The organism is Massilia aquatica (assembly GCF_011682045.1).
Classification (GTDB): domain Bacteria; phylum Pseudomonadota; class Gammaproteobacteria; order Burkholderiales; family Burkholderiaceae_D; genus Telluria_A; species Telluria_A aquatica.
Genome location: NZ_VVIW01000014.1, coordinates 47660 through 74517, shown reverse-complemented (window position 1 = coordinate 74517; position 26858 = coordinate 47660). Strand labels below are relative to the sequence as shown.

At 62.2% G+C, this 26858-nt stretch carries 29 protein-coding genes; 14 read left to right on the top strand and 15 right to left on the bottom strand.

The window, feature by feature from the left end; all coding sequences use genetic code 11:
- Positions 1-132: 132 nt before the first annotated feature.
- Both F1609_RS21390 and F1609_RS21385 read left to right on the top strand, forming a co-directional pair.
- Complete coding sequence (locus tag F1609_RS21390) at positions 133-558, top strand: YsnF/AvaK domain-containing protein (RefSeq protein ID WP_229421988.1); 426 nt, start codon at positions 133-135, stop codon at positions 556-558.
- Positions 559-587: 29 nt separating this feature from the next.
- Positions 588-1682 (top strand): DUF2382 domain-containing protein, encoded by a 1095-nt coding sequence (locus F1609_RS21385; RefSeq protein ID WP_167078682.1) that lies wholly within the window; start codon positions 588-590, stop codon positions 1680-1682.
- 41 nt (positions 1683-1723) lie between these two features.
- Here F1609_RS21385 and F1609_RS21380 read toward each other — a convergent pair whose 3' ends face one another.
- The 4 genes from F1609_RS21380 to F1609_RS21365 form a co-directional block, all read right to left on the bottom strand.
- Positions 1724-2362 carry a PEP-CTERM sorting domain-containing protein gene (locus F1609_RS21380; RefSeq protein ID WP_167078681.1) on the bottom strand — a complete coding sequence of 213 codons (639 nt, stop codon included), beginning with the start codon at positions 2360-2362 and terminating at the stop codon, positions 1724-1726.
- 467 nt (positions 2363-2829) lie between these two features.
- Positions 2830-5697: a M16 family metallopeptidase gene (locus tag F1609_RS21375; protein ID WP_167078784.1), complete on the bottom strand. Its 2868-nt coding sequence runs from the start codon at positions 5695-5697 to the stop codon at positions 2830-2832.
- A 213-nt stretch (positions 5698-5910) separates the two neighbouring features.
- Positions 5911-6951, bottom strand: coding sequence for a sensor domain-containing diguanylate cyclase (locus F1609_RS21370; protein WP_229421994.1), 1041 nt, complete (start codon positions 6949-6951; stop codon positions 5911-5913).
- 132 nt (positions 6952-7083) lie between these two features.
- Positions 7084-7926: a sensor histidine kinase gene (locus F1609_RS21365; protein ID WP_167078680.1), complete on the bottom strand. Its 843-nt coding sequence runs from the start codon at positions 7924-7926 to the stop codon at positions 7084-7086.
- A gap of 220 nt (positions 7927-8146) precedes the next feature.
- Here F1609_RS21365 and queE point away from each other — a divergent pair, with 220 nt between their 5' ends.
- The 7 genes from queE to F1609_RS21330 all read left to right on the top strand — a co-directional run bounded on the left by queE (position 8147) and on the right by F1609_RS21330 (position 14280).
- Positions 8147-8782, top strand: a complete 636-nt coding sequence (gene queE, locus F1609_RS21360; protein ID WP_167078679.1) for a 7-carboxy-7-deazaguanine synthase — start codon at positions 8147-8149, stop codon at positions 8780-8782.
- A gap of 8 nt (positions 8783-8790) precedes the next feature.
- The gene (queD, locus tag F1609_RS21355; RefSeq protein ID WP_167078678.1) at positions 8791-9237 is read left to right on the top strand and encodes a 6-carboxytetrahydropterin synthase QueD; all 447 of its coding nucleotides are present in this window, start codon (positions 8791-8793) and stop codon (positions 9235-9237) included.
- Positions 9230-9739, top strand: coding sequence for a tRNA adenosine(34) deaminase TadA (tadA, locus tag F1609_RS21350; protein WP_167078677.1), 510 nt, complete (start codon positions 9230-9232; stop codon positions 9737-9739). Before queD ends, tadA begins: the two co-directional genes overlap by 8 nt.
- Positions 9740-9991: 252 nt before the next feature.
- Positions 9992-10918, top strand: coding sequence for an alpha/beta fold hydrolase (locus F1609_RS21345; RefSeq protein WP_167078676.1), 927 nt, complete (start codon positions 9992-9994; stop codon positions 10916-10918).
- A complete protein-coding gene (gene ldcA, locus F1609_RS21340; protein WP_167078675.1) occupies positions 10915-11832 on the top strand; it encodes a muramoyltetrapeptide carboxypeptidase in 918 nt (305 codons plus the stop codon). Before F1609_RS21345 ends, ldcA begins: the two co-directional genes overlap by 4 nt.
- Positions 11825-13102 carry an NAD(P)/FAD-dependent oxidoreductase gene (locus tag F1609_RS21335; RefSeq protein WP_167078674.1) on the top strand — a complete coding sequence of 426 codons (1278 nt, stop codon included), beginning with the start codon at positions 11825-11827 and terminating at the stop codon, positions 13100-13102. Before ldcA ends, F1609_RS21335 begins: the two co-directional genes overlap by 8 nt.
- A complete protein-coding gene (locus tag F1609_RS21330; RefSeq protein ID WP_167078673.1) occupies positions 13099-14280 on the top strand; it encodes a DUF418 domain-containing protein in 1182 nt (393 codons plus the stop codon). Before F1609_RS21335 ends, F1609_RS21330 begins: the two co-directional genes overlap by 4 nt.
- A 13-nt stretch (positions 14281-14293) precedes the next feature.
- On the opposite strand, the gene F1609_RS21325 is transcribed toward F1609_RS21330, so the two are convergent.
- Positions 14294-14665, bottom strand: a complete 372-nt coding sequence (locus tag F1609_RS21325; RefSeq protein WP_167078672.1) for a nuclear transport factor 2 family protein — start codon at positions 14663-14665, stop codon at positions 14294-14296.
- Positions 14666-14690: 25 nt separating this feature from the next.
- Positions 14691-15218 (bottom strand): porin family protein, encoded by a 528-nt coding sequence (locus F1609_RS21320; protein WP_167078671.1) that lies wholly within the window; start codon positions 15216-15218, stop codon positions 14691-14693.
- A gap of 231 nt (positions 15219-15449) precedes the next feature.
- On the opposite strand from F1609_RS21320, the gene F1609_RS21315 reads away from it, so the two are divergent.
- A complete protein-coding gene (locus F1609_RS21315; RefSeq protein ID WP_167078670.1) occupies positions 15450-16037 on the top strand; it encodes a hypothetical protein in 588 nt (195 codons plus the stop codon).
- 24 nt (positions 16038-16061) lie between these two features.
- Here F1609_RS21315 and F1609_RS21310 read toward each other — a convergent pair whose 3' ends face one another.
- Positions 16062-16415, bottom strand: coding sequence for a hypothetical protein (locus tag F1609_RS21310; protein ID WP_167078669.1), 354 nt, complete (start codon positions 16413-16415; stop codon positions 16062-16064).
- Positions 16416-16550: 135 nt separating this feature from the next.
- Between F1609_RS21310 and F1609_RS21305 the strand changes: the two genes are divergently transcribed.
- Positions 16551-16940, top strand: coding sequence for a hypothetical protein (locus tag F1609_RS21305; RefSeq protein WP_167078668.1), 390 nt, complete (start codon positions 16551-16553; stop codon positions 16938-16940).
- 406 nt (positions 16941-17346) lie between these two features.
- Here the strand turns inward: F1609_RS21305 and F1609_RS21300 are convergent, their stop codons facing one another.
- The 3 genes from F1609_RS21300 to F1609_RS21290 all read right to left on the bottom strand — a co-directional run bounded on the left by F1609_RS21300 (position 17347) and on the right by F1609_RS21290 (position 19339).
- Positions 17347-17775, bottom strand: a complete 429-nt coding sequence (locus F1609_RS21300; protein WP_167078667.1) for a hypothetical protein — start codon at positions 17773-17775, stop codon at positions 17347-17349.
- A gap of 58 nt (positions 17776-17833) precedes the next feature.
- Complete coding sequence (locus F1609_RS21295) at positions 17834-18469, bottom strand: hypothetical protein (RefSeq protein ID WP_167078666.1); 636 nt, start codon at positions 18467-18469, stop codon at positions 17834-17836.
- Positions 18470-19153: 684 nt separating this feature from the next.
- A complete protein-coding gene (locus tag F1609_RS21290) occupies positions 19154-19339 on the bottom strand; it encodes a hypothetical protein (RefSeq protein WP_167078665.1) in 186 nt (61 codons plus the stop codon).
- 203 nt (positions 19340-19542) lie between these two features.
- Here F1609_RS21290 and F1609_RS21285 point away from each other — a divergent pair, with 203 nt between their 5' ends.
- The 3 genes from F1609_RS21285 (at position 19543) to nadC (ending at position 23259) form a co-directional block, all read left to right on the top strand.
- Positions 19543-21141 (top strand): ABC-F family ATPase, encoded by a 1599-nt coding sequence (locus tag F1609_RS21285; RefSeq protein ID WP_167078664.1) that lies wholly within the window; start codon positions 19543-19545, stop codon positions 21139-21141.
- A 121-nt stretch (positions 21142-21262) separates the two neighbouring features.
- Entirely contained in the window at positions 21263-22396 is a 1134-nt protein-coding gene (nadA, locus tag F1609_RS21280; protein WP_167078663.1) for a quinolinate synthase NadA, read from the top strand.
- Positions 22393-23259 carry a carboxylating nicotinate-nucleotide diphosphorylase gene (nadC, locus tag F1609_RS21275; protein ID WP_167078662.1) on the top strand — a complete coding sequence of 289 codons (867 nt, stop codon included), beginning with the start codon at positions 22393-22395 and terminating at the stop codon, positions 23257-23259. The genes nadA and nadC overlap by 4 nt, the downstream gene beginning before the upstream one ends.
- On the opposite strand, the gene F1609_RS21270 is transcribed toward nadC, so the two are convergent.
- The 5 genes from F1609_RS21270 to F1609_RS21250 form a co-directional block, all read right to left on the bottom strand.
- Positions 23249-23773, bottom strand: a complete 525-nt coding sequence (locus F1609_RS21270) for a lipocalin family protein (RefSeq protein WP_167078661.1) — start codon at positions 23771-23773, stop codon at positions 23249-23251. The two genes, nadC and F1609_RS21270, sit on opposite strands and share 11 nt — an antisense overlap.
- A 71-nt stretch (positions 23774-23844) precedes the next feature.
- The gene (locus tag F1609_RS21265; RefSeq protein WP_167078660.1) at positions 23845-24201 is read right to left on the bottom strand and encodes a DUF3325 domain-containing protein; all 357 of its coding nucleotides are present in this window, start codon (positions 24199-24201) and stop codon (positions 23845-23847) included.
- Positions 24198-25817: a PepSY-associated TM helix domain-containing protein gene (locus tag F1609_RS21260; protein WP_167078659.1), complete on the bottom strand. Its 1620-nt coding sequence runs from the start codon at positions 25815-25817 to the stop codon at positions 24198-24200. The genes F1609_RS21265 and F1609_RS21260 overlap by 4 nt, the downstream gene beginning before the upstream one ends.
- Entirely contained in the window at positions 25814-26119 is a 306-nt protein-coding gene (locus tag F1609_RS21255; protein WP_167078658.1) for a DUF3649 domain-containing protein, read from the bottom strand. Before F1609_RS21255 ends, F1609_RS21260 begins: the two co-directional genes overlap by 4 nt.
- A 1-nt stretch (position 26120) precedes the next feature.
- A complete protein-coding gene (locus tag F1609_RS21250) occupies positions 26121-26849 on the bottom strand; it encodes a DUF4198 domain-containing protein (protein ID WP_167078657.1) in 729 nt (242 codons plus the stop codon).
- Positions 26850-26858: the final 9 nt, after the last annotated feature.

Genomic DNA, 26858 nt, shown 5'->3' with positions numbered 1-26858 from the left:
TGATGGAGCAGGAAGGCCTGCCGCAGCGCGCCGACGCTCGAAACTTGAGAAAGGTCAATGGTGCGCAGGGTCGGCGCGCTTTGCGGTACTCTCAACGGCTCCTGCTGCGGCGTCTTTCGGGGAGCGAACTTCATGGCAACAGACATTGCTGAATCCTATGCCGAATCCGGCGGCGACACGCTCACCGTGCCGCTGCACCGCGAAGAGCTGCGGGTGGAAACGCGCGTCGTCGATACCGGGCGCGGCGTGCGGATTCACAAGACGGTCAGCGAACATCCCCGGCACATCGACGAAACCCTGCTGTACGACGAGCTCGACGTCAGGCATGTCATCGTCGACAAAATCGTGCCCCTGTCCGCGGCGCCGGCGACGCGCCAGGAAGGCGACACGCTGATCGTGCCGGTGGTCGAAGAAGTGCTGGTGACCGAACGGCGCCTGCGCATCAAGGAAGAAGTCCACATCACGCGCACCCGGCGGACCCGCACCCAGACCGGGACTGTCATGCTGCGCGAGGAAGACGTTGTCGTCGAACGGTTCGACGAAGGCCCTCACAAGTAAGCACGTTCAATAACATGGAGTTACTCATCATGGAACACACGCTGGTAGCGGTATTTGACAATCGCGGCGATGCCGTGCAGGCGCTTGACGACCTGATCGGGTCGGGTTACGCACGCCAGGACGTGCGTTTGAGCGATGGCGATCCGGACGCATCCGGCAACCCGGTCGAAGGCGGCGACGAATCGCTCGGATCGAGCATCAAGCATTTTTTCACCGACCTGTTCGGCGGTGAGCGCAGCGAGCATGCGCGCATGTATTCCGAAGCGATGGAGCGCGGGCACTACGTGTTGAGCGTAACCACCACGAGCGAGCACGAGGTCGAGCGCGCCGCCGACATCGTCGAGCGGCATGGACCGGTGGATATCGACGAGCATGCCGGCCAGTGGCAGGGCGCCATGCAGGGCGGCGACGCCATGCGCGCGCAGGCGGTGTCGCGGCAGTCGACCCTGGGCTCGGCGCAGGGCGGCATGGGTGGCAGCGCGCAGGGATCGGCCATGGGCGATTCGCAGCAGCGCGCCGCCGACACCACCATTCCCGTGATCCAGGAAGAACTCAAGGTCGGCAAGCGCGAGGTGCAGCGCGGCGGCGTGCGGATTTACCAGCGCATCGTGGAAACGCCGGTGAGCGAAAGCATCGGCCTGCGCGAAGAGCGTGTCAATGTGCAGCGGCGCGTGGTGGACAGGCTGGTTGACCCGGCCGACATTGCCGCCTTCCAGGAAACCACGATCGAGCTGCGCGAAACGGCGGAAGAAGCGGTCGTCGAAAAATCCGCGCGGATGGTCGAAGAGGTCATTGTCGGCAAGGAAGTAACGCAGCGCCAGGAGCAGATCAACGACACGCTGCGCCATACCGAAGTCGACATCGAGCAGCTTGCACCGGACGACGACGCCTACTTCCGGGGCCACTGGACCAGCAATTTCTCGCGCGAGGGCGGCAGCTACGACGATTATGCGCCGGCCTACCGCTACGGCAGCAGCCTGGCCAGCAGCGAGCTGTATCGGGGACGTCCGTGGGAACAAATCGAACCCGGGCTGCGCACCGATTGGGAGGCGCGCAATCCCGGTTCGACCTGGGACAAGATGAAGGCCGCGATCAGGCATGGCTGGGAGCGCATGACTACGTAGGAAAGGCGCGCCGCCGCGTGATCGCTGACGCCGATAGCGCGTTACGGCGCCGCTTTGCGGCGGCGAGTCATACCCGCCAGGCCGAGCGCGCCGATGGCAAACAGGGCCAGGCTTGCTGGCTCGGGTACATTGTTAGCGCGTCCGACATAGTTCGGGACGATGCGGGGAACGCCGGGATGGTAGCCATTGTTGGCATCCAAATAGGCCGCCAGTTCGGGATCGATGCTGGTTCCCTCGAGGATTCCGGTGTACGTATCCGAATAAATGATCGCATCAGGATCCTCGCTACGGGTGAACGAGTTCGTTGCGGTGTAGATGAACATGCCGGAGGGGTGCTCGATAAAGCTGATGTTGAACTCTGCCCTGCGGTGTCCGTCGTAGTCATCGCGGATAGAGAAGTTACTCGGCCCAAGATCGACGCTGGTATTGGTGAAATTGGTGCTTGCACTTGTTAGGCAGACACAGCCCATGCTGGTGAAGGGGTAAAACTGGGTTGCTATGGCAGGGTCGTCATCTTCCAGCCTGAAATCAAACATGGCGATCGACCCGTCATCGTGTTGAATGATGTACCCGAAGATGTTCCCCCAGCTTGTTGCTTCGAAGTTATATTGCGTGTAACCGGCCCAAGCGTTGAACGAGCACAGTACCGTGGCGGCGAGGACGAACAGTTTCTTGATCATGGCGGGTATCGGAAAGTGGTTGGAATGCTTACCACTTGAGCAATTTCCATGCCGCTTCAAAACAAACGATATAGATCAACGCCTTAACCGGGATTGCGATCATTGATGTTGCGTCTTGTGTAAGGTTTCCCGACATGAAACCTGCGCGATAGGCCGGCCAGGTGCGTGGCGGCAGGTCAGCATCTGGCAGCATGACAGCAGCGGACAAGCGAGGTTGAAATGAATCGCCGCTAGTGGCGGTGGATATGAAATGCGGGCGCTGACAACCGAACCCGAAGCGTGCCCTGAGCGCCGCAAGGCGCCAGGGACCCAGTAAATCTTCTTGAAAATCGGCCGCTGTCAGCCTGAAAAAAGGCGATCAACTTTGCGCGATGGTCATGTCGGCAATAGCTGGCGAAACCGCCGAAAACACGCATGGATCAGTGCTTCCTTAACGATCCGCGCCAGCATACGCCCTGTGACTGCTTTTATTCGGCAAACACCGCGCTGGCTGGCGTAATCCTGACCGCCTCCGGCTTGATGTTGAGCTTCATGCTGCCGATGACCTTGTCTTCATCGAGCAAGCTCTGCGGCTTGTTGCCGTCATACTTGATCGTCGACACTGCATCGCTCACCAGTTTTTCTTTCAGCCCGGCGGCATCCTTGGTAATGAACACGAGCGACAGGTTCTTGGTCGACAGGTGCTTTTTGATAGCGGCGTTCAGGTCGGCCAGGGTCAGCTTGCCCAGGCCGTCACGCATCATCCTGGTGAACTCGGGCGTGCCGTACCACTGCGAGTCGAGCGCGTAACCAAGGTACTGGTCCTGCGTGGCGGTCATCACGAACACGTTTTTCATCAGGTAGCCGCGCGTGATCTCGAACTGTTCCTGGGTCAGTCCCTGCTGGATTACCTTGTCGAGCTCGGTGAGCGCGATACGCAGCGCCATATGGGCATTGTCCGGCGCGACCGGGCGAATCCACACTTCGAACAACTGGCCCTTGCGGCCGACGTTCGGGTTCGGGAAGAACTGGAACATGCCGCGCGGGAAAGCTTCGATATAGGTGTAATCGCCATAGTTCATGCCGCGCAGTTCGCGGATGCGCTGGTACAGGTAGGCATTCGAGGCGCGGTGTTCGCCGAGGAAGGTCTTGGCCAGCCACAGTGCCGGGAAGTCCGGATGGCCACGGCGCACCTCGATCGGCAAGCCGAACGAGAGGGCGGTTGCGCGCGTGTTTTTCTCGATGATCTCCACTTCCAGGCCGTTCGGCATCTTTGCCAGCGGCGCGGTGGTGACGGGCAAGCCCGGGCCGGCCGGCAGCTTCGCCAGCGCCTGCTTGAGCGCGGCCGTCATCTCATCCGATACATCGCCCGAGATGCCAACCCGCACCGAGCCCTGGGTGTAGGCTTTCTTGTAGAAATCCTTCACGTCGTCCAGGGTGATCGCGTCGATGCCCCTGGCGGTGCCGAGCACAGGATGGTCGTAGGCCGTGCCGGCAAACACATTGGTTTGCAGGCGTTCCTTGCCCAGTTCTTCCTCGTTATTGTCCTTCAAGTCCACCAGCAGGGCGTTTTTGAGGGAATCCTTGAGGCGGCGGAAATCTTCCTCGCGAAAGCCCGGCGCGACCAGCTGCGGCATGGCCACAGCCATGTACTTGCTCCAGTTATCCTTGTGGATCGAACCGGTGAAGGTGGTCATTTCCTTGTCGGTCTGCTCGCTGAACGAGCCGGCCAGCGGGAACAGGGCCTTGGTCACTTCGTCGATCTTGCGCTCGCTCGATCCGGCCGAGGCCACCATCATGGCGGTCAGCGCCGCCAGGCCTTCCTTGCCTTTTGGATCGTGCGCGGAACCGGCCGCGAACAACAGCTTGAAGCGGATTTGCGGCAAGGCCGATTTTTGCACCAGTACCTCGACCTTGGCTTCGGCGCCGGTCGCTGGCGCCGGCGTGGTCCGGGCTGGCGTCGCTTGCGGCGCAGCGTTCACTGCCGGCATCACGGTGGTGTTCGCGGCCAGGGTGGTCAGCTTGGGCAAGCTGGCCATCGTTTCCGGCAGGGGCTGGTTCGACAGGGTGGTGACGATCATGCCGTCATCGACCAGGTATTGACGGGCAGCCGCCAGCAGGTCGGCCGGGGTCAGGCTGTCCATGACGCGGTAGAACTGGTTGAGCGTGCCGTAGGAACGGTTGTAGTGCACATACGACGCCAGGGTGCCGGCGATCTGCTCGGTATTGTCGAGCGAGCGGATCAGGCCGTATTTCTGGGCCGACTTGGCGTCCGCCAGTGCCTGCTCGGTCACCTGCACGGTGCGCAGATGCGCGATGGTTTGCATGATCTGGTCGCGCACATAGACGGTGTCTTCCATCTTTTTCACGCGCGCGATGATGGTCGCCAGGCTCGGGTCGACCCGGCCAGGGGTGTAGTCGCTGAACTGGTCGACCCTCTGTTCATCCTGCACCAGCCGCTTGTAGAGCGGCGAGGTGCGGCCGAACGAGAGCGAGAGCAGCATCGACAGGGCGGCGTGATCCTTGGCGGTGGCGGAAAACGCCGGTGCGCGAAAACCCACGGTGACGAACGGCAGCGTCTGGGTCGGCCATGGTACGTGCTTGTAGAGCGCCCCGCGCGCGGCCGGCTCCACCGGTACCTCGCTCTTGTAACTGCCTTTCTGCCATTTGCTCCAGTATTTCTCGACCAGGGCGATGGCTTTTTGCGGCTCGACGTCGCCGGCGATGATCAAGGTGGTGCGTTCCGGGCGATACCAGCGGTCGAAAAACACTTTCGAGTAGGCATACTGGTTTGGCATGTCCTCGATGTCCTTGATGAAACCCATGGTGGTGTGCTTGTACGTATGCGTGGTATAGGCGGCGTCGCGCTGCACTTCGAACAGCTTGGACATCGGATTGGCGCTGTTCTTGTTGTACTCGCCCAGCACGGCGCGCGATTCGGTCTTGAACGCATCTTCGCCATACGACAGGCTCTGGAAACGGTCGGCCTCGACCTTGAGGATGGTTTCCAGGTCTTCCTTGGCGAAGGTGGTGTGGTAATTGGTCAGGTCGTCGCTGGTGTAGGCATTCTGGCGCGCGCCCGACTTGGTGATCACGTCCTGGTATTTTTCAGGCGGATAGGCTTTGGTGCCGCGAAACATCATGTGCTCGAAAAAGTGCGCAAAGCCCGATTTGCCGGGTTCGATCTCGTTGCGCGAACCGGTCTGCACGGGAATCTGCACGGACACCAGGTTCGGAAAACCGGTCGGGACGACGATGATTTTCAGGCCGTTGGCCAGGGTTTTTTCGGTGGCTTTAAACGGAAGCACATCGGCTTTGCCGGCTGGCGCCGCTGGTGCGGCCGCCAGCGCGTTCATGGCGAACGCGGGCAGGGCAAGCAGGCTGATCGGGATGAGTTTCGACACATTGTCTCCTGAGGCTAAAAATAGTAGCCGCAGGATAAAAGAATCGGACCAGAAAGAACAGCGGAAATTTGTGCATACACCTGCTTTGACATGTCCACTGCGGTGACAGGCACGGCGGTAGGCACGGCGGTAGGCACGGCGGTAGGCACCGCAGTGGACACGAACTCAGCCGGCGTTGATGGCGGAATGGCTGTCCGGACGCGCGCTGGCGATGATGTCGGCCTCGGTCGCCGGCAGGCTGATGCGGTTGCGGCCCATGTGCTTGGCGCGGTACAGGGCCGCGTCCGCCGTCGCCACCAGCTGGCAGGCGCTGGTGTCGGACGAGGCAATCGCAGTGGCCGCGCCGATGCTCACCGTGACATGCTCATTGTCGCCGCGTCCGTTCGGCACCTTGAGCCGCTCGACCCGGCACCGGATGCGCTCGGCCACGATGGCCGCGCCCTTGAGCGACTGGTTCGGCAAGATCACCGCGAATTCCTCGCCGCCATAGCGCGCCACCAGGTCGTTGGCCCGCATTTCGCTCGATACGGCAATGGCGATGCGCTTCAGGCATTCGTCACCGCCCAGATGCCCGTTGGCATCGTTGTACGCCTTGAAATTGTCGACATCGACCATCAGCAAGGACAGCGGCTGCTGCTGGCGCAGCGCGCGCGACCACTCGGCGCCCAGGGTGTTGTCGAAACAGCGCCGGTTGGCCAGCCCGGTCAGGCCGTCGAGCGTGGCCAGTTGTTCCAGCGCGACCTGGGCCGCCTTTTCGTCGGTGATGTCGCGCAGGGTCTGCACCACCGCTTCCAGCCTGCCGTGCTCGCCAAGGATGGGGATGGCATCGACGGCCAGGTAGCGCCGCTGCCCGAAACGCGGCATGTCGCACCAGCTTTCCGCCCCGAGCTGGCCGGCCACATGGCAGCTCTTGGCCACCTGCGGATACAGCGAATCGAGCTCGTCGCCGCGATCCTGCACCACCAGGTCGGCCAGGGTCGGCCGCGCTTCCTGGTAAAAACTCTGCCAGTGGTCGCGCGTACCCAGCACTTCCTCCGCCGCCACGCCGGTCAGGCGCTCGCAGGCCCGGTTCCAGATGATCACCCGCCGCTCCTTATCCAGCACAAATGCGGGAACGGCCAGCATCTCCATGAGCTTGTAGGCAAACGCGTGGCCCTGTTCCGGTGCGGCCTGCGCGCTTGCGCCCTGGACTGTCATCGTGCTCATCATGTGCCGCCCCTGTGAAATAGTTCCTGACAATATCTTGAAGGCAAAATATTGACTGCCGACAAGACTTAATTTTGCCCGTGGGGCACGGCGCTTCTATTGATAAAGCACAAGGGTGAGCGTGATCGGTCTTCAGTGTGCGGCAAACGCAACCGTCAAGGGGATGGACACCGACAGCACCACGCCGCTGCCGGGCAGGCTGTCGATGGCGAAGCAGCCGCCGATGGCGCGCACCCGCTCGCGCATGCCGGGCAGGCCGCAGCCGCGCCCGTTGCCAATTTCCACCATGCCGACCCCGTTGTCCTGCACGCGCAGGGTCAGCATGTTGCCGAAGCGTTGCAGCTTGATGTCGACCTCGGTGGCATGGGCATGGCGCGCCACGTTCGACAGCGCTTCCTGCGCGATGCGGTACAGCATTGCGTCGCGTTCGGCGTCCTCGGGCGCATGCAGCGCGTCGGGGTCGGCGGTGAAGGCATGGCGGATGCCGTGCATGCGGGTAAATTCGCTCAGTTGCCACTCCATCGCGCTCTGGAAGCCCGCTTCCAGCACGATCGGGCGCAGATCGTAAATAATGGCGCGCAAGGATTTGATGGTGTTGTCGAGATTGCCGATCATGCCGTCGATTTTTTTCGTGATCAGCGGATGGGCGCCGGTGGTGCTCACGTGCATCAACTGCAGGTCGATCTTGAGCGCCAGCAGATTCTGCCCAAGGTCGTCGTGAATGTCGCGCGCGATGCGCTGGCGTTCGCTTTCGCGCACGGTTTCCTGCTGCTTGGTGGCCTGGCACAGCGACAAATGGGTGTTGGCAAGCGCCAGTTCGGCCACGGCGCGCGCGTGGCGTTCGACGGCCAGCTGCGCTTCGGTGTCGACCAGCTGGTCGTCCAGGCGCAGATGGCGTTGCAGCAAGGCATAAAATCCCCAGCCGATGAACAGCATCCAGAACAGGGCGAGGAGGGCGGTGGGCGTAATTTGCATGAGGTCCTTCCGAGTAAACTGATAAGACAAGCCGATAAGACAAGCTGGCAAGTGCAAGCTGACCTTGATCAAGTTACTCCCCGTCATCACTAACGATATTGTCACGGATCAACTCTATTTCATTCGGGAATTTATCTGTAGTATCGGCATCATTTTTAGTGATTTCCAGGTGCCCCACGCGACCTTGCTATAATGGAGGGTTGACGATTAGGACAATCAAGTGACTTACAGCATTAAAGAGATTTTCTACACCCTGCAGGGAGAGGGCGCGCATGCGGGCCGTCCCGCCGTGTTTTGCCGTTTCTCGGGTTGCAACCTGTGGACCGGACGCGAAAGCGACCGCGCCAGCGCCACCTGCACCTTCTGCGACACCGATTTTGTCGGCACCGATGGCGAACGTGGTGGCAAGTTTGCCAATGGCGCGGCCCTGGCCGCGCTGATCGACAGCCTGTGGCCGGCTTCCTACCCGCAAAGCAAGTACGTGGTCTTCACCGGCGGCGAGCCGCTGTTGCAGCTCGACGCCGCGCTGATCGACGCGATGCATGGCGTCGGCTTCGAGATCGCCATCGAAACCAACGGCACCTTGGCGGTGCCGCCCGGGGTCGACTGGATCTGCGTCAGCCCCAAGATGGGGTCCAAGCTGGTGGTGGAAAAGGGCAATGAGCTCAAAGTGGTCATTCCCCAGACCCACCAGGACCTGGGCGCCTATGAAAAGCTCGATTTCGAGAATTTCTTCGTGCAGCCGATGGACGGCCCGCTGGGCGAACACAACACCCGTCTCGCCATCGAGACCTGCAAGCGCAATCCCAAGTGGAAGCTGAGCTTGCAAACCCATAAACTTTTACAGATACCTTAAAGCACTTCATGCTCACCATTACACGCAAGCTCGAATTTGATGCAGGGCACCGCATTCCCGACCACAAAAGCCAGTGCCGCAACCTGCACGGACACCGCTACACGCTCGAAATCACGCTCACGGGCAAGGTCATCCAGGCCGAGGGCAACTCCGACAATGGCATGATCATGGATTTTTCCGATATCAAGGCGCTGGCCAAGGAACATCTGGTCGATGTCTGGGACCACGCCTTCCTGGTCTACGAAAAAGACGACAAGGTGCGCGAGTTCCTGGCGTCGCTGCCGGGCCACAAGACAGTGGTGATCGACCGCATTCCAACCGTCGAAAACCTGGCGCAGATCGCCTTCGACATCCTCAAGGCGGCCTATACCGACCACTTCGGCACCGGTTTGCACCTGCACAAGCTGGTGCTGCACGAAACCCCGAATTGCTGGGCAGAGATTACCGATGCCTGATCCAGCCTTCATGCAACTGGCGCTGGAACAGGCGCAACATGCATGGAGCCTGGGTGAAGTGCCGGTGGGCGCCGTGGTGGTCAAGGATGGCGAGGTGATCGCCACCGGCTTTAACCAGCCGATCGGTCGCCACGATCCGACCGCGCACGCCGAAATCGTGGCCTTGCGCGCCGCCGCCGACAAGCTGGGCAACTATCGGCTACCCGGATGCGAGCTGTATGTGACCCTGGAGCCGTGCGTGATGTGTTCCGGCGCCATGATGCATGCGCGCCTGGCGCGCGTGGTGTTCGGCGCGCCCGATCCCAAGACCGGCGCCTGCGGCTCGGTGCTCAATCTGTTCGAGCAGGAACAGTTGAATCATCACACGGAACTGGTCGGCGGCGTCATGGCCGATGAAGCGAGCAGCATGCTGCGTGCATTTTTTGCCGAGCGGCGCCGGGCGGCGCAAGCGGCGCGGCTGGCGGCGCAGGCGGCCAGCGCCCAGGACACAGCGCCGCAATAGCGCCTCGCCAACCGGTAGCAGGCAGCACGAATGGCCGGAAAGCCATCTTTCCCGCGCAGGCGGGAACCCAGGTTCAATGTGCGGCAGTCAGCCCTGGGCGCGAACGACGGCCCCCGGCATGCCCGCACGCACGGTATGCCTGTCGTCCCGCAAAAATGGTATGCTCAATCGGGTCAGTGCATGCGGTCTTGTTGTTGCGCATGCATGGCGCGTATCGCGCGACTTAACCAATTACTCGTCTCCAGCCTGAGCATGCCTATTCTGACCGCCAACGGGATCCGGATCGCCTACGAAACAGCAGGCGACCCCAAGGACACGCCGCTGCTGCTGATCATGGGCCTGGGCATGCAACTGACCGCCTGGCCCGACGACTTCGTCGAAGGCCTGGTCGACCTCGGTTTCTACGTCATCCGCTTTGACAACCGCGACAGCGGCCTGTCCACCAAATTCGACCACGCCGGTACGCCCAGCCTGCCGCTGGCCTGGCTCAAGCGCCTGCTGCGCTGGCCGCAGCGCAGCAGCTACACCTTGTCCGACATGGCCGCCGACGCGCTCGGCCTGCTCAATACCCTCGGCATCGCGCGCGCCCATGTAGTGGGCGCCTCCATGGGCGGCATGATCGCGCAGATCCTGGCGGCGCGGCATCCCGACCGCGTCCGGAGCCTGACCTCCATCATGTCCGACAGCGGACGGCGCGGCCAGAGCGGCCCGAGCAAGGAAGCGCGCGCGCTGCTGATGCGCCCACCGCGCAAGCTGCGCGATCTGGAGAGCCTGATCAACCACATGGTGCACACCATGCGCGTCATCGGCAGCCCCGCCTATCCCACTCCCGAACGCCTGCTGCGCGAACGCATCGCGCGCTCGATCAAGCGCAACCTGTCGCCGGGCGGGCTGGCGCGCCAGCTGATCGCCATCGTGGCCACGGGCGACCGCAGCGAACTGCTCAAATCGATCCGCGCGCGCACGCTGGTCATTCACGGCGCGGCCGATCCGCTGGTGCCGCCGGCCTGCGGCGAAGACACGGCGCGCCTGGTGCCCGGCGCGCGCCTCGAAGTCATCGAAGGCATGGGCCACGACCTGCCGCCGCAGCTGATCGAGCGCCTGCTCGCCTTGATCGATGAGCACGCGCACGGTAAGATAAGCCCCGACTCCACAGCGCGGCTTTTCGAAAAACAGTGAACATACCCCCCATCGGCATCGCCATCGTTGCGCCAAGCGGCTTTGGCAGCGACAACGCCGCCATCGAACGCGGCATCGGCTCCCTCGTCGCGCAGGGCCACACGGTGCACAACTACTTCGAGGCCGACAAGGTGTTCCAGCGCTTCGGCGGCACCGACGACGCGCGCCTGGCCCAGCTCAACGCCGCCGCCAGCGACCCGCAGATACAGGTGGTGATGGCGCTGCGCGGCCAGTACGGCCTCACGCGCCTGCTGCCGCGCATCGATTTCGCGCGCATGGCTGACAGCGGCAAGATCTTTGTCGGCTACAGCGACTTTACCGCCTTCCATATGGGCCTGATGGCGCAGACCGGCGCGCAAAGCTATGCCGGGCCGATGCTCTACAGCGACTTCGGCGCCGCCGAACCGGTGGCCTTCACGCAGCACGATTTCTGGCGCTGCCTGCAAGGCCCGCGCCATGTCATCCGCGCCTGCGCGCCCGATAATCCCGATCTGGAGGTCGATGGCACGATCTGGGGCGGCAACCTGGCCATGCTCATTTCGCTCATGGGCACCGAGTGGTTCGCGCACATCGACGACGGCATCGTTTTTGTGGAAGACATCAACGAGCACCCCTACCGGGTCGAACGCATGCTGCTGCAACTGCTGCAGTCGGGCGTGCTGGCGCGCCAGAAGGCCCTGGTCCTGGGCGACTTTTCGGGCTACCGCCTCACGCCGGCCGACAATGGCTACGATTTTGCCGCCATGCTGGCCTACCTGCGCGCCAATCTGCCGATTCCCGTGCTTACGGGCCTGCAGTTCGGGCACATGGCGCAGCGCGTGACGATTCCCTTCGGCGCGCAGGCGCAGCTGGTCTCCGACTGCGCCGGCTTCACGCTGACCATGAGCGGCTATCCGACCATCGCGCATGCCTGAGGCCCGGGCGGCGCACGACTACTATCGGGCCACCTCGCCGGGCGACACGTATGCGCCGCTGGCCGGACCGCTCGACGCGGCCGTTTGCATCGTCGGCGCCGGCTTTGCCGGCCTGGCCACGGCGCTTGGCCTGATGGAGCGCGGCGTGCGCGACATCGTCCTGCTCGACGCCCGGCGCGTCGGCCACGGGGCCTCGGGACGCAACGGCGGTTTTGTTTTCGGCGGCTTTTCGCGCGGTGAGCGCAGCATGGCGGCTGCCATCGGCGTCGATGCCGCGCGCAGCCTGTACCGCATGACGCTCGATGCGGTCGAACGCATCCGCCGCCGCATCGACCAATACGGCATCGACTGCGACGCCCGCCACGAAGGGGTGTATCTTGCCAACTGGTTCGACGATGCGCGCCTGCTCGACGACCAGCAGCGCTTCATGATGGACGCCATGGGCGTCGAATGGCAGCGCGTCTCAAGCGCGCAGCTGGCCGGCAAACTCGCGTCGAAACGCTATTTCGGCGGCCTGTTCGAGCCGGCCGCCTTTCATTTTCATCCCCTTAAGTATGCCCAGGGGCTGGCCCGCGTGCTGGCGCAGGGCGGCGTGCGCGTGCATGAACACAGCGCGGCCACCAGCATCGCCGCCGACGGCGAGGGCTGGATCGTGACCACCGCCGCCGGCAAGGTGCGCGCGCGCGACGTGGTGGTGTGCTGCGGCGGCTACATCGAGCAACTGGTGCCGGCGCTGTCGCGCGCGGCGCTGCCGATCGCCACCTACGTGATGGTGACCGAACCCTTGGGTGAGCGCCTGCACACGGCGATCCGCACCGGCGCAGCCGTCTACGACACCCGTTTCGCGTTCGACTACTACCGCCCGCTGCCGGATACGCGCCTGCTGTGGGGCGGCCGCATCGCGGTGCGCGAGCGCAGCGGCGCAGATGTGGCGCGCCTGCTGCACCGGGACATGCTCAAGGTCTACCCGCAACTGGCCGGCGTGCGCGTGGCGCATGCGTGGAGCGGCATGATGAGCTACGCGCGCCACCAGATGCCGCAGATCGGACGCCTGCCCGATGGCCTGTGGTACGGCATGGGCTTCGGCGGCCACGGCGTGGCGCCGACCACTCTGGCCGGCGACGTGCTGGCCGCCGCCATTGCCGGTGACGGCGCCCCGCTGGCGCGCTTTGCCGCGTGGGGCCTGCCATCGGCGGGCGGACCTGCGGGCCTGGCTGCCGCCCAGATGACCTACTGGTACTACGAACTGCGCGACTGGATGCGTCAATGAAGGCCACGCGCTCGCTGCGCATCGATACGCTGCGCGGGATCGCCGTCTTCGGCATCATGCTGGTGAACGTGTGGGGCTTCGCGATCGGGAACAACTTCTCGCGCTACGGCGTCATCGGCGCCCAGGCGCCGCTGCTCGACCAGCTGGTGGTGTTCATGGTGGCCGCGTTCGCGGAGCAGAAGTTCTATCCGGTTTTTGCATTCCTGTTCGGCGCCGGCTTCGCGCTGCAAACGGGAGGGCGGCATTTTCCGGGCCCGCGGCTCGATCGCATCAAGACCACCTATCGGCGCCGCGTCACCTGGCTGCTCGGATGCGGCGTGCTGCATGGCTCCCTGCTGTGGTTCGGCGATATCCTGACCGTGTACGCGATCTGCGGCTTCTGGCTGCTGACGCATGCGGGCCGCAGGCTCTCGGGCATCGTCGCTGCGCTGCACCGCGTGGCCGCGCTCAATGTGGCGGTGCTGGTGTTCATGGCCTACCTGACCTACCAGCTGATGACCATGCCGCCCGAAGCGGTCGCCTGGGGCGTGGACGAAATCGCGCGCACGCACGCGCTCTACAGCGAGGGGACGCTGGGCGAAATCGCGCGCGAGCGGCTGTCCGACTATTGGGGCAACCTGGCCAATTCGCTGTTCTTCCTGCCCAAGGTGGCGCTGCTGTTCCTGATGGGCGTACTCAGCGTGCGCATGGGCTGGCTCACGCGGCCCGAGCGCCATCGCGCCTTGTGGGGCAGGGTGCTGCTGGCCGCCCTGTGGGTGGGGCTGCCGCTCAACCTGTGGTGGGGCTGGGCCGCGCTGCGCGACGCGCTCGATCCGCACGCGGGCGGGCCGATGGCGGCATTCGTCTCGTTTTTTGTCGAAGTCGCCGGACCCCTGATGGCAGCCGGCTACGTGGCCCTGGTCATGCGCGCGCCGCAATGGCTGATGGCGGCCCTGGCGCGGTCGCTGGCGCCGGTCGGGCGCATGGCGCTGACCAATTACCTGGCGCAGTCGGTGCTGTTCGGATTCCTGCTGCAAGGGACGGGTCTGGGCCTCGGCGCGCGGCTGTCGCACGCCGGACTGGTAGGCGTGTGCCTGCTGCTGATGGTGGTGCAGGCAGGGTTCAGCCGCTGGTGGATGCGGCGCCACACGCAAGGCCCGATGGAGGCGGTGTGGCGCCGCTTTGCCGCGGACGCCTGAGGTGCCTCGCCGATCAGGCGATGCTCATGTGGCCGGCCAGGATTTGCCAGCGGCCGTCATCGCCCTGGCGCCAGGTGCGCGTGCAACGCAGGTCCAGGTTGAACGGCGACTCGCCGAAACTGCCGACCAGCTTCATGCGGGCCGAGACGACGCCCACCGGCCCGTGCGCCGCCACCAGGCGTTCGCCCGCCTCGATCGCGCGGAATTTCAGCAGTCCGGAGCGGTGCATGTCGAGGTCTTGCTGCTTGCCGATGACCTGGCCCATGTGCGTGGTAAACAGCAAGTCCGGGGCAATCAGGCGGTCGAGCGCATCGACGTCGGCGCCGAGCATGGCGACCCGCAGTTGTTCTTCCAAAGCGATCATCTCTTCCTGTGCTGCGTTCATCGTGCGCTCCTTTGGATTGACCGGGTCAGAACTGATAGCGAAAGCCGGTCGAGATGACCGTGACCTTGGTTTTGGTAAAACGCATCGCTTCGGCCGTGATCGCCCAGTGCTGGTTAAAATCGTAACGCATGCCCCCGCCGATGCTCGGATCGGTTTCCTTATAATCGTCCTTGCCGAACCCGACAGCATGCATTTTGGTGCGGCCGATACCGGCGCGGCCGGTCAGGTTGAAACGCTCGCCCAAGGGAATGGCGCCCGTGACCGCGATCCCGTAGTGTTCTTCCGGGTGGGCCGGTTCGTTGCGGTTGAAACTATATCCAACTTCGATAAAGCTGAGCGACGTGCTAAATATTTCGACGCCGAGCTGCTTGTTGAACTGGTAGCCGGCGCGCGGGCTGAACGACAAGTCATCGCGTTCGATCCGGTCATTCGACGACGACGCCTGGCCGGCCTGAAAACCGACGTACACGCCGGGTCCGTTTTGCACCGCAACAGCTGGCATGGACACGCCGGCGGCCAGTGCGACAAGCGCGCTGCTCAATATCATTCGCATAAACTATCCTGATTAGGTTTTGTGCGATAGCCTGACGAGTAATTGGCTATTGCTGCGCGAAATTATAGCCGGGCGAATGATAAATGTGGCAATCCTGCTATCCATACAACATAATACGGTAAATTTAATGCGTTTCTTGCGCATACTTCGGGTCTGTATATGTATGAATACGGCTACCCGATCCATAACCAGGGCAGGCGCGAGCCGATGATCGCGCCATAAAAGGACCATATGAAGAAAATCGTCTCTCTGTTCCAACGTAACTACGATGGCGACCGCCAGGTGCGCGACGAGATCGTCCCGGCCGCCGCATGGGTCGCCGCCGGCGAAGGCATGGCGACGCGCAAATGGGATGGCATGGCGGTCATGGTGTCCGCTGGACTTGTCTACAAGCGCTACGACGCCAAGGCCGGGCGCACGCCACCGGCCGACTTCATGCCGGCGCAGCCGGCGGCGGACGAGGCCACCGGGCATTGGCCGGGCTGGGTGCCTGCGGTGGGGCCGGATTCGGCGCGCATCGACGAGGGCATTGCATGGGGCATGCGCGAACTGTTCGGCGGCGGGGCGGTGCCGGACGGCACGTATGAAGTCTGCGGCCCGAAAATCGGCACCCGCCACGGCGCCAATCCGGAACGCCTGACGGAGCATATCCTCGTTCCGCACGGCAAGGACGAGTTGCCGGACTGCCCGCGCAGCTTCGCGGCTCTGCGCGAGTACCTGAGCGCGCATGTTATCGAAGGCATCGTCTGGCACCATCCGGATGGGCGTATGGCAAAAATCAAGGCGAGCGACTTCGGCATCAAGCGGGCGCCGGCTTGACGTTGTGAACCAGCCAGGGGCGTCTCAGCCCGCCGGGACGCGCAGGGCGCCCACCGCATTGAGCGTCACGGTCGCCTTGTAATGCGTATCGCCGAGCTTGAACCACAGCCTGGCTTGGGGCGGGTCGCTGGTCTTGAGCAGCTGCGTCGATTGGATGTCTGCATTGAAGCTGGTTCTCCTCCATTGCGCGAGGTGGCCCGGGGTAAACTTTGGCGCTGCCTGCAAAATCCGCCCAATGGAACGAGCGTGCGCAGGATTGTCCCGTTCAAGCTGCGCCATTGCGCCAGGTTCGTCAAGATTGACAGTGCCGGAAGCCATCGCCGGCAACGACATGGCGATGGCAAGGGATGACAGCAAGAACACAAGTAATGACGGCATGACTCATTCTCCTCTGCGTTGCCTGTTAATTCGTCGGATGTGTTTTTGACCGTCATTTCACGCCCAAGTTCGTGGGCAGCGGCCGCCGCAAACGCCAGAATCCCATGTTTTAGACAACACCAGATCGGTCAATGAATGGTCATTTCAAGTAGGGCAAGAAAAATCATCATTCCAGCGTTATGGATGATTCTGCTCATCGGAATTTTCAAAGTGCTGGGCGCGATATTGTCGCCGTTTAATGGAGACAAGTTCGATCCGGCCCGATGGAAAGCGCCGATGACCAGTTACGAACTGGAGAATTGCCTGCGCGGCGGGATGGCGGACGACATCGTCAATCACGTCATCAACGTGGACATGCGGCGCGAACGCGTGGTTGAGCTTCTCGGCAAGGCGCCTGAGGGTCACGGGAACAAAGAGCAATACCCGCTCGGTTATTGCAGCGGTCTTGGAGCGGATGTGGATTATCTCGATCTCTATTATGATGGGACGGGCAAGCTTATTGAGATCGATATCCATCAATACTAGATCGACACAGGGGATAACCTACCGTCATCGCGGCCTGGTTCAGACAGGGCGCCATCGGCTGAGCTGCCGCTGGCCGCCGCACGGCACGGATGAGCAATCCTGCACTGCGAAAGGCCGCAGCGCGCCATCCTGCGCTACCAGCCTGGTCCATACAGACTGTGCCATCCGTCCCCCGTTTTTCGCCCAAGCTTCCTATGGCAAGCGTCGCATTTTGTATAATGGCCGATTCGCGCCCAGCGCCTGTTTCCATTCGCAAAAGGCCCAAAACGCATGTTATCCACAGCATAGCAGGCTATGCAAATGGACCTTAGAGGCTGTAAGGGATCTCGAATTATCTATAAAATTCGCTTAATATTCTCATAAACTTAGTGCTTTGATCAACTGGTATTCTTGGCCTCGCATATCGTCATATTTTGCTGTCACTGCCGCTAACCTTGAGCTCGATGATTCGCTTACGTATGACGGGCCAAGAATTTACAAGGAAATCAGCGCCGAGCTCGATGCTGGATTCGCTTAATAAATTGTCGATTGTGTCGATATACTTGTCGGTGCGCTCTGATATCGAGAGTCCAATCAATTCCTGCGATAACGATTCTTTGATCTCTGCGCGTGAAATAGGGGCGGGCGCCGCAACGTCTTTGAGAATATTCGGATGCCAGAGTTTCAGGACTGTTAGCGCCGATTCTCCCAGAGTCAGCGCGGCGTTGCCTTCACCTTCTACTAGCAGTTGATCAAGCGAGAAATCGAAAATCAAAGTCTCACCATCGACCTTCACGTGAGCAACTGAAATGCCAGATTTGTCGTTGATGTAAATCTCGATGCGAGGAAGTCTCATTTTTTTTCCTTAAAAAAGGCAAACTGTAGGGCAGCTTGCCTAGAATTTTTAGTCATCTTTATGGCAGCTCCGCAGCGCGATGGCAATCCGCATAGTATTGCGCTGCTCTATCTTTGCACGCTTTGAACGAGCGGTAGTCCATTGCTCGCGAATACGCTTTGCACTCGTCCATATCTCGGTCACCTTTCCGATCACACCGTTGTTTTCGCTCCTCCACGGTTTCTGCCGGAGGCAGAAGGGGTTGCCCCGGAGCAGCGCAAAAAAAGCCGGTGATACCGCAAATCGTCGGAGTACTTGGACCCATCGACGGTAAGCCACCATCTTCCGGATATGGGCTTGGATGTGGCAACGTCTCGGTAATTGTGCACACCGAAATTGGCCCTGTTGTGCATTTATATGTTCCGAAACCTCCTCCATCGTAACCATCAGGACCCCAGTCCCATCCGCCCCCAGGGCCTTCATCATCATTGTCGCATTGGCTTTTTTGCGGGCGATCCTCGTCGTAGTCACAGTTCCATGAATTGTGCATCGGCGGCTGCTTAAGTTGACTTTTAAGACGGTGGATCGAAGAATTCAAGGCTGCTGAAAACTGCGCTACATCATGATGAAGCTCATCGGAATTTTTTGACTTAGCGTCACTCGATGGGACGAACTGCAGCACATTGATTCCCCCTGCGAGAATTTTTGCGCTCATTGAAACCCCAACTGGAAGGCGCGCTTTGATAGGCTCGCAAAGCACAGAATTCTGGCCTCTGCGCAAAGCGCAGACAGTCGAACCTTTCTGCGAATGAAGCAAAAAACTAATGCGTCCAGGGATGAAATTTCCCTGCATTACTCCGCCAACTTCCCCTAATGCGGCCGGAAGCTTGCAGTTTCGCACGTCACGCCAGAATTGGTAAAAGCAGTGCGCTGAGAAGACATCTCTCGGAAATCGCTGTCATGGGTTAGATGGACGCCGTGCTGAAAGGTTCCGTGCGGTTCGCAGTCGCGTTAAATTTTGCAAAAAATTCAAATTCACAAGGCGGGAAGTTGAGATGTACTGTCTGAATGCCAGTTCTGTGAAAACACTGTGGGAGCGCGGGGCGCGCCGGCTCGATCGAGATATCTACGCAGACTCTGGGCCACGGAGCCACCTCGCGATGTGCAAGGTGGCGAACTGGATTGAGTTGACGTTGTAAGCACCTGGAGCTGATGCGCGTCCGGAGCCGATCATTCGTGTCTTGATCGACCCGGTTCTAGTATCGATGCACGGGAACAGGATGTCGTTTCGGGGGACAGAGCGGCAAGGTGACCAGGGGGATCCGAACTCGGCAACTATCATGGAGTAGTGGTCAGTGCAGGTCATGGTCGAGCCGCCGGCGGAGATAGCACAGCAGTCTCATCGCGTGCCTTCATGATGCTGCCGACGCTCATACGTGCAAACCAGCGCCGCGCGCGCCAGGTCGTCCGACACCAGTTCCTTGCGAAGTAGTTTCGTCGCGGCATCCTGATCGAATGCTCGCTTCCTGTGTAGCGCCTCCAGAAGGAAGGCCGCAGTCTTGCTGTCCTGGCGACAGTCGGTCATGGGCGAACCTTCCTGCCGCAACTCTACGTCGGACAGTGACCGCGCAACTGAGCAATACCAGGCATCCTGTCTGTGTCAAATCGTTTGAAATACAGCGCTAAGTCATTGTTTTTCACGGTGTTGTACAGTGGTTTGTGGTGCGTATTGTATAATGGCCGATTCGCGCCCAGCGCCTGTTTCCATTCGCAAGAGACCCATCACGCATGTTATCCACAGCAAATATCACCATGCAGTTCGGCGCCAAGCCGCTGTTTGAGAACATCTCCGTCAAATTCGGTGACGGCAACCGTTACGGCCTGATCGGCGCGAACGGCTGCGGCAAGTCGACCTTCATGAAGATCCTCGGTGGCGACCTCGAGCCATCGGGCGGTACCGTCATGCTCGATACCAACGAGCGCCTCGGCAAACTGCGCCAGGACCAGTTCGCGTTCGAAGACATGCGCGTGCTCGACGTGGTGATGATGGGCCACACCGAATTGTGGAACGCGATCTCCGAGCGCGACGCCATCTACGCCAACCCGGAAGCGACCGACGACGACTACATGCACGCGGCCGAACTCGAAAGCAAGGTTGCCGAATACGACGGCTACTCGGCCGAAGCGCGCGCTGGCGAACTGCTGCTCGGCGCCGGCGTCTCGATCGACCAGCACCAGGGCCCGATGAGCGCCGTGGCGCCGGGCTGGAAGCTGCGCGTGCTGCTGGCGCAGGCCCTGTTCTCGAATCCGGACATCCTGCTGCTCGACGAGCCGACCAACAATCTGGACATCAACACAATTCGCTGGCTCGAAGACGTACTCAACGACCGCAATTCGACCATGGTCATCATTTCCCACGATCGCCACTTCCTGAACCAGGTGTGCACCCACGTGGCCGACATGGATTACGGCACCTTGAAGGTGTATCCGGGCAACTACGACGAGTATATGTTCGCCTCGACCCAGGCGCGCAACCAGCAACTGGCGAACAACGCCAAGGCGAAAGAAAAAGTCGCCGAGCTGCAAGACTTCGTGCGCCGCTTCGCCGCCAACAAGTCCAAGGCGCGTCAGGCCACATCGCGCGCCAAGCAGATCGACAAGATCAAGGTCGACGACATCAAGCCATCGTCGCGCGCCTATCCCTTCGTGCGTTTCGAAGCCGAGAAGAAATTGCACCGCCTGGCGGTGGAAGTCGAAGGCATTTCGAAGAAGTACGACCGCCAGCTGTTCAAGAATTTCAGCATCATGGTGGAAGCCGGCGAGCGCATCGCCATCATCGGCGCCAACGGCGCCGGCAAAACCACCTTGCTGCGCTCGATCGGTGGCGAACTGACCGGTCTGCAGCCGGATACCGGCCGCGTCAAATGGGCCGAAAACGCCAATGTCGGCTACATGCCGCAAGATCCGACCGAAGAATTCGCCACCGATGCGGTCCTGACCGACTGGATCGGCCAGTGGACCAAGGAAGGCGACGACGACCAGGCCGTGCGCTCAATCCTCGGCCGCCTGCTGTTCGGCGGCGACGACGTAAAGAAATCGGTACGCGTGCTGTCCGGTGGTGAAAAAGGCCGGATGATGTACGGCAAGCTGATGCTCGGCCGCCACAACGTCATGCTGATGGACGAGCCGACCAACCACATGGACATGGAATCGATCGAGTCGCTCAACATTGCGCTCGAAAAATACACCGGGACCCTCATTTTCGTCTCGCACGACCGCGAATTCGTGTCGTCGCTGGCCAACCGCATCCTCGAAATCAAGGAAAACGAAATCGTCGACTTCCGTGGCAACTACGAAGACTATCTGACCAGCCAGGGTATCGACTAAACATGGCAGCGGGGCGTTCGCGCCCCGTGAAGTTGATGTGGCAGAGCGGGCACCACGGTGCCCGCGCGTCATTTTGCGGGCACTCCCTGCAACGAATCTTCTCTTGTGAGATAGTACCGATATGAATATTCTCCCTATCAAAGCCGTTGAATACGAGCATCCCCAAGCGGGCCTGAGCTGCACCGCGCAAGCCTGGGCCCGCGCCCCGGCCACGCCGTCCGCCGCCGAAAAGGTAGCGCTCAAGGAGCGCATCAAGCGCCTGCTGAAAGAACGCGAAGCGGTGCTGGTCGCCCACTATTATGTCGATGGCGACCTGCAAGACCTAGCCGAAGAAACCGGCGGCTGCGTCTCCGATTCGCTCGAAATGGCGCGCTTCGGCCGCGATCATCCGGCAAAAACGCTGGTCGTCGCCGGCGTGCGCTTCATGGGCGAGACCGCCAAGATCCTCAGTCCCGAAAAACGCATCCTGATGCCGGACCTGGACGCAACCTGTTCGCTCGACCTGGGTTGCCCGGCCGATGAATTCTCGGCTTTTTGCGACGCCCATCCCGACCGCACGGTGGTGGTCTACGCCAACACCAGCGCCGCCGTCAAAGCCCGCGCCGACTGGATGGTGACCTCGTCCATTGGCCTGGACATCGTGGCCCATCTGCACGCCCAGGGCAAAAAAATCCTGTGGGCGCCGGACAAGCACCTCGGTTCCTACATTCAAAAGCAAACCGGCGCCGACATGCTGCTGTGGCAGGGGTCGTGCCTGGTGCACGACGAATTCAAGGGCATCGAACTCGACCTGCTCAAGGCCGAGCATCCCGAGGCGCGCGTGCTGGTCCATCCCGAGTCGCCCGCCAACGTGGTCGCCCTGGCCGATGTGGTCGGCTCCACGACCCAGCTGATCAACGCCGCGCAGACGATGGACGCCACCACCTTCATCGTTGCCACCGATAACGGCATCCTGCACAAGATGCGCGCCGCCGCACCGGGCAAGCATTTCATCGAAGCACCAACCGCCGGCAACAGTGCCACCTGCAAGAGCTGCGCGCACTGCCCCTGGATGGCGATGAACGGCCTGCAAAACCTGGCCGACGTGCTCGAGAACTTCAGCAACGAAATCCATGTCGACCCGCAAGTGGGCAAGGAAGCCGTGCGCGCCATCGACCGCATGCTCGATTTTGCGGCCGCGAAAAAAGCCAAAGCCTTGCCGACCAGCGCGTTGGCCAATGAAGCATCCCTGTTTTCCGGAGTCGGCCCAGCATGAGCAATTTACGCAATCCCTACGCTGTCTTTGACGAAGCCCTGCAAACCGCGTTCGAATCGAACCTGCTGGCCGCCCTGCTCGAGGACGTCGGCAGCGGCGACCTGACCGGCAAACTAGTGCCGGACGACACCCGCGTGCGCGCCCGCGTGATCGTGCGCGAAGAAGCCGTACTCTGCGGCGGCCCATGGTTCGAAGGCGTGATGCTGGCCCTCGATCCGAGCATCGATGTCGACTGGCAATATGCCGAAGGCGACCTGATGAACGCCGGCAGCGTTGTCTGCACCATCGAAGCGCCGCCGCGCGCCTTGCTGACGGCCGAGCGCGCCGCGCTGAACTTCATGCAATTGCTGTCCGGCGTGGCGACGGTGACGCGCAGCTACGTGGAAGTGGTCGAAGGCACCAAGGCCTCGATCCTCGACACGCGCAAAACCCTGCCGGGCCTGCGCCAGGCGCAGAAATACGCGGTGCGGGTCGGCGGCGGCAAGAACCAGCGCATGGCTTTATACGACGGCATCCTGATCAAGGAAAATCATATCGCGGCCGCCGGCGGCGTGGGCAAGGCGCTGGCCGCTGCGCAGGCGCTGGACGCCGGCGTATCGATTCAGATTGAAGTGGAAACCCTGGCCCAGCTGGGCGAAGCGCTGGACGCCGGCGCCACCTCGATCCTGCTCGATAATTTTGAATTGGCGACGATGCGTCACGCGGTCGCGCTCAATGCCGGCCGCGCCTTGCTGGAAGCCTCGGGTGGGGTGAATATGGATAGCGTGCGGGCGATTGCCGAAACGGGCGTCGACCGTATTTCCATCGGCAGCCTGACCAAAGACATCAAGGCCACCGATTTCTCTTTGCGGATTATTGACTGACGGCGGACTGATCGACGTAAATCAGTTTCGATGTATTGAAACCAAGCGCCTGGGCTTTATCGACCAGGCGCTTTTTTGTTGCCTCATCCATGGTCGGGGTGCGCGAGAGCAGCCAGAAATTGTCGCGATCCGGTCCGCTCACCAGCGAATAAGCATACTTCTCGCGATCGAGGTCGAACACAATATACGAGCCGTAAAAGGGGCCGAAGAATGACACTTTCAGATAACCGACATCGGGTTTCTCGACAAAATACGCCTTGCCCTCGGACTCTTTCCATTCCTTTTTCTCGGCGTTATAGCCGCGGTTGATGACCTTGATGCCGCCATCGTCGCGCATGCTGTACTCGGCCGATACACGGCTCAAGCCGCGCTCGAAAGAATGATCGAGGCGCGCGATTTCGTACCATTTGCCGAGATATCTGGCCGAGTCGAAATTGGCCACCGGTTCGATGCCCTGCGGCTTGGAAACGCAGCCGGCCAGCAGGAACGCCATTACCGCTAACAATGTTTTCATCATGAACTCCGCATAGTAAGAATGTTGAGTTCGATTGTAGCCCAAGGGGTTGCCAGCCCCTTGCGCGATTGCTACAGCAGCGTAGCGAGCGCGAACGCAGCCAGTCCGATGGCGCCGGCCGCCTGCGCCAGCCGTGCCACCCGTTGCGGCGCATAGGTCAGGAGCATCATCAACGCCAGCGCCGCCGTGGTCATCCCGCCCAGCCAAGTCAGGGTGCCGTGCCCGCCGCCGCCCTTGAGCACCGCCGCCGCGAACGCCAGTACCAGCGCGCCGGCGCCGGCCGCCTGCAAACGCCGCCTGAGCTCGGGCGGCGCTTCCAGGCCGCGGCCATGCATATCGGCGTAATGGCGCTGCATCGCCACGCTCAGCGCGCCAAAACCGGCATGACACAGCGCGAACACCGCCACCAGATAGCACACGCCGCTCATGATGCCGCTCCCACTCCGGCGTTCACGGCAGGCGCTTTTTTCTCATCGGGTTTGGCCTTGCCCCGGCCCAGACGCAGCGCACCGTACCCGAGCAGCAGCCCCAGTGCCAGCACCGTCAGGTCGAACCACGCCACCGCGCTCGGGCCGTCGATCAGGGTCACGCCCAGGTGCGACGAGGTCGTGAACACATTGAGAAGGGGGATCGCGCCGAACAGGACCGCCCCGGCGGCCAGCTGCAAGCGCCACATGGCGCGGTCCGGCTTGATCTGCGCCAGCAGCGCGGCCGCGCCCCAGGCGGCGAAGAAGACCGCGATTTCATTTTCCGGCCGTTTGTCCATCCCGACCGGCAGCAGGCGATTGGCCCAGAAGTAGCACGCCATCGCAATCGGCAAACCGGCGATCGCGCCGATGTTGAGTGCCTCCACCAGACGCGTACCGAGCTTGACGCGCGCGCCGGCCTTGAGCGCCTTGGCCTGCGTCTGGCGGCTCTTGACCGCCCACAGGATGGCGCCGGTCGCCACCATCGCGTACCCGGCCAGGCCGGAGATGAAGAACAAGGCGCGCAGCAGCGGCTCGGCAAAGCGCGCCACGTGCAGGCCGTACATCACGCCGTGCGTGGCCGCCGGCGGCGCCAGCTGCTCGCCCGCGCTGGCCAGCAGCGCGCCAGTCACGCCGTCGAACTGCATCGCCGGCTGCTTGTAAGACAGGTCGCGTCCACCGGCGCGCGTCACCGAAATGCTGGCGTTGGCGTGGTTCGGATGATTGACCGTGATCTGCCCGGCATGGCCGCCGGCGCCCCAACGGGCTTCGGCCTGTTCGAGCATCGGCCGCAGCGGCGCCAGCACGGCCGCCTCGCCCGGCTTCTTGGCCGGCTTGCCCGCGCTCGGGAATACTTCTTCGGTAAATTTGTCGCGGTCGCCCTTGTACGCCACCTGGGCGGCGCCCGGCATGTACATGAACATCAAGGTCACGAGACCCGTGTAGGTGATCATCAGGTGGAACGGCAGCGCCAGTACCGCCGTCGCATTGTGCGCGTCCAGCCATGAGCGCTGGCCCTTGTTGGGGCGGAAGGTGAAAAAGTCCTTGAAGATGCGCTTGTGCGTGATCACGCCGCTGATGATCGAGACCAGCATGAACATCGCGCAAAAGCCCACGATCCAGCGCGCCCACAGCGGCGACATGTAGTGCAGATCGAAGTGCAGGCGGTACAGAAACTGGCCGCCGCGGGTGTCGCGCGGTTCGGCCAGCGCGGCGCCTGTGACCGGATCGATCAGGGCCGACTTGAGGCGCTGGCGTTTGCGCGGCGCGCCTTCGGGTGGCGGCGGCGCGGTCCAGGCGATGCGCACCGCGCCATTGCGCGCGGTCGGCAGGTTGATGAACCAGCGCGGCGCATCCGGCGCGCGCGCCTGCAGCGCCTTGACCGCCATCTCGGCGGCGTCGACGCTGCCGGCCTTGCTGGCGGCCACGCCGTGCAGTTCCGGCTCCATCCAGAAGGTGATCTCTTCCTGGTAGTAGCTGGCGGTGCCGCCGGCGAAGATCAGCAGCAGGACCCAGCACGTCAACAGGCCGGACCAGGTATGCAGCCAGGCCATCGACTGGCGAAGATTTTCTTTCATGGGACGTTCCGGTACAGAAGATAGACGATTGTCGCCATGCCGGCCGCGGGCAGCAGCAGGCCAAGCCAGGCGCGCGTGGCGCTGCGGGCGGCGAATACCCAGATCACGGCGCCGGCGTAGATGGCGAACGAGGCCAGGGTGGCGGCGATGACGGCGTCGGCGCGTCCGGTACCGATCACGCGCGGCAGCAGCAGCGCGAGCAGGGCGCTGGCCGCCGCCGCCAGCAGGTAGCCGCCGAGGATGGCGGCGAGCGCGCGCGAGCCGACGCCGAGCCGGTAAGCGAGAGGGGCGGACAGGCGCATGTTACGGCGTATTGACGTTCGGTTTGGCCGCTGGCGGCGCCGCGATGGCGGCGGCTCCCACGCTCTGCACCATGCTCATGGTGGTGACGTAGTTGGCCACATCATACGGTTTGCCATCGCGCTGGCCGCCGGTTTTGTCGGTGTGGTGCGCTTCGAGCACGTAGGTGCCTTTCCACGGCATGGCAAAGCTGACCATGCCCTGCTCATCGCTCTGCGCTTCCTTGCCCCAGCCCGATTGCGCCACCACGCCGACCTTGGTCTTGGCTAAGGGTTTACCCTGGTAGCTCAGTTGGAATTGGCCCGGTTTGCCGGTCGGGACGATGTCGAGCGTCAGGCGCGCCGGCTGCGCGGCGCCGCTGGTGACCAGGCGCGCGGCCGGGGTCCAGATCGAGCGCACCACCGTGTCGCCGGTTTTCTTTTCGAACGCCGGGTAGCTCGCTTCTTCGGCGATGATGCTCTGGCCCTCGGCGGCGCGCGCCGACAGCACGAAGGCGCCGGCGGTTTTATCGAGCTTGAGTTTGCGGTCGGCGCCGGCGCCGATCAGGGTGGCGCTGGGCGACGTGAATTTGTCGAGCAGGCCGGGCGAGGCTTCGCGCAGGTTTTCGCCGAATTCGCCGAAGTAGACCGAGGCGGTCTTGCCATCCTGTTCGATCCAGATCTGGTGCGCGTTGGCGCTGGCAAAGGCGCCGCACAGCAGCGTGGCGAGGAGGGTACGTGTGAGCTTGTTCATGAGTTGTCC

Bases quoted from the DNA above. Each gene is read 5' to 3' on its own strand.
- F1609_RS21320 (WP_167078671.1), bottom strand. From the start codon at position 15,218: ATGCGAATGATATTGAGCAGCGCGCTTGTCGCACTGGCCGCCGGCGTG.
- F1609_RS21315 (WP_167078670.1), top strand. From the start codon at position 15,450: ATGAAGAAAATCGTCTCTCTGTTCCAACGTAACTACGATGGCGACCGC.
- F1609_RS21390 (WP_229421988.1), top strand. From the start codon at position 133: ATGGCAACAGACATTGCTGAATCCTATGCCGAATCCGGCGGCGACACG.
- F1609_RS21255 (WP_167078658.1), bottom strand. From the start codon at position 26,119: ATGCGCCTGTCCGCCCCTCTCGCTTACCGGCTCGGCGTCGGCTCGCGC.
- F1609_RS21345 (WP_167078676.1), top strand. From the start codon at position 9,992: ATGCCTATTCTGACCGCCAACGGGATCCGGATCGCCTACGAAACAGCA.
- F1609_RS21265 (WP_167078660.1), bottom strand. From the start codon at position 24,201: ATGAGCGGCGTGTGCTATCTGGTGGCGGTGTTCGCGCTGTGTCATGCC.
- F1609_RS21260 (WP_167078659.1), bottom strand. From the start codon at position 25,817: ATGAAAGAAAATCTTCGCCAGTCGATGGCCTGGCTGCATACCTGGTCC.
- F1609_RS21375 (WP_167078784.1), bottom strand. From the start codon at position 5,697: ATGAACGCGCTGGCGGCCGCACCAGCGGCGCCAGCCGGCAAAGCCGAT.
- F1609_RS21305 (WP_167078668.1), top strand. From the start codon at position 16,551: ATGGTCATTTCAAGTAGGGCAAGAAAAATCATCATTCCAGCGTTATGG.
- F1609_RS21295 (WP_167078666.1), bottom strand. From the start codon at position 18,469: ATGAGCGCAAAAATTCTCGCAGGGGGAATCAATGTGCTGCAGTTCGTC.
- F1609_RS21300 (WP_167078667.1), bottom strand. From the start codon at position 17,775: ATGAGACTTCCTCGCATCGAGATTTACATCAACGACAAATCTGGCATT.
- F1609_RS21335 (WP_167078674.1), top strand. From the start codon at position 11,825: ATGCCTGAGGCCCGGGCGGCGCACGACTACTATCGGGCCACCTCGCCG.
- queD (WP_167078678.1), top strand. From the start codon at position 8,791: ATGCTCACCATTACACGCAAGCTCGAATTTGATGCAGGGCACCGCATT.
- F1609_RS21325 (WP_167078672.1), bottom strand. From the start codon at position 14,665: ATGAACGCAGCACAGGAAGAGATGATCGCTTTGGAAGAACAACTGCGG.
- F1609_RS21290 (WP_167078665.1), bottom strand. From the start codon at position 19,339: ATGACCGACTGTCGCCAGGACAGCAAGACTGCGGCCTTCCTTCTGGAG.
- F1609_RS21385 (WP_167078682.1), top strand. From the start codon at position 588: ATGGAACACACGCTGGTAGCGGTATTTGACAATCGCGGCGATGCCGTG.
- tadA (WP_167078677.1), top strand. From the start codon at position 9,230: ATGCCTGATCCAGCCTTCATGCAACTGGCGCTGGAACAGGCGCAACAT.
- nadC (WP_167078662.1), top strand. From the start codon at position 22,393: ATGAGCAATTTACGCAATCCCTACGCTGTCTTTGACGAAGCCCTGCAA.
- F1609_RS21310 (WP_167078669.1), bottom strand. From the start codon at position 16,415: ATGCCGTCATTACTTGTGTTCTTGCTGTCATCCCTTGCCATCGCCATG.
- nadA (WP_167078663.1), top strand. From the start codon at position 21,263: ATGAATATTCTCCCTATCAAAGCCGTTGAATACGAGCATCCCCAAGCG.
- F1609_RS21380 (WP_167078681.1), bottom strand. From the start codon at position 2,362: ATGATCAAGAAACTGTTCGTCCTCGCCGCCACGGTACTGTGCTCGTTC.
- F1609_RS21270 (WP_167078661.1), bottom strand. From the start codon at position 23,773: ATGAAAACATTGTTAGCGGTAATGGCGTTCCTGCTGGCCGGCTGCGTT.
- F1609_RS21285 (WP_167078664.1), top strand. From the start codon at position 19,543: ATGTTATCCACAGCAAATATCACCATGCAGTTCGGCGCCAAGCCGCTG.
- F1609_RS21370 (WP_229421994.1), bottom strand. From the start codon at position 6,951: ATGAGCACGATGACAGTCCAGGGCGCAAGCGCGCAGGCCGCACCGGAA.
- F1609_RS21250 (WP_167078657.1), bottom strand. From the start codon at position 26,849: ATGAACAAGCTCACACGTACCCTCCTCGCCACGCTGCTGTGCGGCGCC.
- F1609_RS21330 (WP_167078673.1), top strand. From the start codon at position 13,099: ATGAAGGCCACGCGCTCGCTGCGCATCGATACGCTGCGCGGGATCGCC.
- F1609_RS21365 (WP_167078680.1), bottom strand. From the start codon at position 7,926: ATGCAAATTACGCCCACCGCCCTCCTCGCCCTGTTCTGGATGCTGTTC.